The sequence below is a fragment of the Limnospira sp. PMC 1279.21 genome, assembly GCF_032349615.1.
GTDB classification, from domain to species: Bacteria; Cyanobacteriota; Cyanobacteriia; order Cyanobacteriales; family Microcoleaceae; genus Limnospira; species Limnospira fusiformis.
Map to the genome: position 1 here is coordinate 41,493 of NZ_JARPLU010000020.1, position 3,164 is coordinate 44,656.

Annotated in this window: 3 protein-coding genes; all 3 read right to left on the bottom strand. The window is 45.2% G+C overall.

Annotated elements, in window-relative coordinates; all coding sequences use genetic code 11:
• Positions 1-59 precede the first annotated feature (59 nt).
• From hpsU to P5683_RS05240, 3 genes are read right to left on the bottom strand one after another with little or no spacing between them, the layout of a single operon-like run.
• On the bottom strand, positions 60-644 hold the full coding sequence (gene hpsU / locus P5683_RS05230; RefSeq protein WP_006620803.1) for a hormogonium polysaccharide biosynthesis acetyltransferase HpsU: 585 nt from the start codon (positions 642-644) through the stop codon (positions 60-62).
• The gene (locus tag P5683_RS05235; RefSeq protein WP_006620802.1) at positions 641-1,591 is read right to left on the bottom strand and encodes a glycosyltransferase family 2 protein; all 951 of its coding nucleotides are present in this window, start codon (positions 1,589-1,591) and stop codon (positions 641-643) included. Before P5683_RS05235 ends, hpsU begins: the two co-directional genes overlap by 4 nt.
• Before the next feature lie 41 nt (positions 1,592-1,632).
• Positions 1,633-2,577 (bottom strand): glycosyltransferase family 2 protein, encoded by a 945-nt coding sequence (locus P5683_RS05240; RefSeq protein ID WP_174447157.1) that lies wholly within the window; start codon positions 2,575-2,577, stop codon positions 1,633-1,635.
• Positions 2,578-3,164 lie beyond the last annotated feature (587 nt).

Sequence of the window (3,164 nt, forward strand, 5' to 3'; positions counted from 1 at the left end):
GGAAGGCGATCAACTAACAGAACCCGCCCCCATAATTATTAATTATTAATTATTAATTATTAATTGTTAATTATGAGATTTCGGGGGGAATGGGGACGACAGGGGGTTCCTAAGCAAATTTGGGCTGCTGGTAGGTCACTGAAGACGCTGGATCTAGCGCCGACAACTGTATTAGCACCGATCGCCACACCCGGTCCGATAAAGCAATCTGTAGCCACCCACACCCCAGGGGCGATCGCGATTGAGGCGGTTTGTAGACCAAAAGCGGGGTCATGGATATCGTGGCTTCCGGTACACAAATAGGACTTTTGAGAAATCACGCAATGCTCACCGATTTCGATACGGTCTAGGCTATAAAGTACCACATCATCACCAATCCAACTATAATCACCGATCGCCACTTTCCAGGGGTAAGTAAACCTAGCGGTAGGTCGAATAATTACCCCTTGACCAATTTTGGCCCCAAACAGTCGCAAAATCCCACAGCGAATGTTATTAAACGGGTGAGGAGTGAGGGGAAAGGCGATCGCCTGAACCAGCCACCACAGCAAAATAAACCATCCTGGCTTCCCCCGGTCAAACCCAGATTGATCATACTTTCGCAGATCAACCCAGGCTTCTGTCGATGTGTCGGTTTTCGTCATTTTTCCACTGTTTGAGGTACAGACTGAGGCGTGACCGTGTTTGTGGTGGTTTTAGCCACATTCAACTGACCACCAAATTGACGCAATTCGTACAGTTTCACCCCAATTTGATATTCATATTGGCTCAATAGTCGGCCATAAATATAGCCAGCGCGACCATCCAAAAAACCCAGTTGGATAATATAGAATAGGATAAATCGCAACAGAGGCTTAAAGGGCAGTCGGACCCAAATAGTTTTTAAAAAGCGTTTCCGCTGGACTGCATCTCCAAATAAATCAGCCCCAATGGTTTTACTATCGTCCTGACCCGTGAGGATATTGTAGTAAACCCGTGCTTCCCAGTTAGAATAACGGTTATGGCGTTCTATCCAGTGGAACAAATCCCGGAAATCCTCATGAAGCATATCTTCTTGAAGATAACCGACTTTTCCTTCCGAGATAACTACGTGCTCGTGTACTTCGTTATCTCCGGTATTGCGGACATTCTCCGTGTTTAGATTTTCGTAGCGACCTAGTTTATGCTTGAATAGACGCAGGTTCCAGTCGGGATATTTACCGCCGTGGCGAATCCATTTCCCCAGGAAGAATACCCGACGATTAATGTAATAGCCAGAATATTCCGGGTCTTGGATTTTTTGGGCAATTTCTTGCCAAGATTCGGGGGTGATGCGTTCGTCACAGTCCACAATTAGCACCCATTCATTACGAAAGGGGAGGTTTTCTAAGGACCAGTTTTTCTTTTTCGGCCATTGACCATTGAAGTGGAATTGTACAACTTTAGCTCCCAGACTCTCGGAAATTTCCACAGTGCGATCGCTACTTTGAGAATCGACCACCAAAATTTCATCAGCCACAGCCACACTAGCTAGACAAGCGGGGAGGTTTTCCTGTTCATTTTTGGCAGGAATTAGCACGGAAACGGGAATTTTGGATGCAGTAATGCTCATAACACAATGTTGATAAGTAGACCATTAAGATAGGTGATTTCTCATGTTTTGGGTTTGGTGGCTGTGTTGTTGATGTTTAACAAACCAGCGATCGCCGCTCCTAAATAGCCAATTTGACCATAAGCATAAACCAAATTATCAAATCGGGTAGCTGGATCGTTAAAATACTTTAGGGATTTGTAAAGTCCTCTGACCATATTCTCGCCGCCCCGCCCTAATTGTCCCCAGTTGGCGCGTCCTGACAGTTGTTCACGGTAACACTCACTAATTCCCTGCCACCAGCCTCTCTCCATGAACCAACTGCGCTTAACTCTTTCCGGAGCGACATTATGAGCCACCAAAGCATCGGGAATATAAGCCACCTCCCAGCCTCGGTTGAGAGCTTCTTCTGTCATCACCAGTTCTTCGTTAGAAAGCAGCCGTTTTCCCACTCTACCTAGATTAGGGTCAAAGCCTCCAATTTGGTCAAGAAAGGTGCGGCGGATAGAGTAGTTTAGTCCTCTGGGGGTTAAGCCGGGATTAGTGATATAAAGGATATCATCTCCCAGGTTATATGCTCCTAAGTTTTCGGCTAAACCGGGGGATAGCCATGGGGGTGGGGTGATGCCTTCTGGCCAAATTAAGGTAACGCGACCTCCTGCTACGGCTAGTTTATGGTTGTCTTGATACGCTCTGTAGAGTACCCTTAGCCATTGGCGACTAGCGACGGCATCATCGTCTAGGTAAGCTAAAATTTGAGCCTGGGCGGTTTTGGCTCCGGTATTGCGGGCGACGGACAGACCTGTGATCGGCTCGTAGACATAACCGAGTTTAGGGTGATCGAGTTTGCTTTCGACTATTTCACGGGTGCGATCGCTCGAAGCATTATCTACCACTATCACCTCAAACTCATCAAATTCCTGGTCTAGCAAGCTATCGATCGCCGCCCCTAAGTAGTTGGCTCGATTATGGGTACAAATGATCGCAGAAATCAGCGGTTCAGACATAACTAGAGTTCCTAGAGGTTGCTGATGGGTTTCCCAACCGTTGATGCAAATTCCCTGACCACTAATCTGGGTTAACTTAGTCCCCACGGGTCGCAGTTACGAGCCTAGATTAGGATGCTATCATTTTACACAATCTTTATCAAAATTCCCATTATTTTTACAGAACCCCCTGTTAAATTGGTCTAGCCTTGGTGTTTAATCATCCTCGCGGGGATTAAATAATTTTGATAGCGTTCCTCCCTATAACATTAATTACAGCTTGTTCAGTCTTGAATTTTTACAGTAGCAGCATTTAATAAACCAGTTGGTAAAGGCATTTGTTTCAATGAGCATCAGACCGAGTTTAATTACAGCTAAATGGGAAAGAATTGTTGACTTGTGTTGATGTTGGTATTATAATAGAAGTAACTGGTTGTTTTTCATAAACCTAGCGATCGCTGTAAAATTGAGCGAAGGGCGATCGCTTTTTTTGTGATGTTAGCCTTGAGGGAGGTTAGACAGAGCCAGAATTTAATCCAAGATTTGCTTTACATCTTAGGACAATAAGGTACAATACCCCAAAAGATTCGCAACTCAATAATGAATAT

Coding starts and splice junctions, on each gene's coding strand:
- hpsU (WP_006620803.1), bottom strand. CDS start 644: ATGACGAAAACCGACACATCGACAGAAGCCTGGGTTGATCTGCGAAAG.
- P5683_RS05235 (WP_006620802.1), bottom strand. CDS start 1,591: ATGAGCATTACTGCATCCAAAATTCCCGTTTCCGTGCTAATTCCTGCC.
- P5683_RS05240 (WP_174447157.1), bottom strand. CDS start 2,577: ATGTCTGAACCGCTGATTTCTGCGATCATTTGTACCCATAATCGAGCC.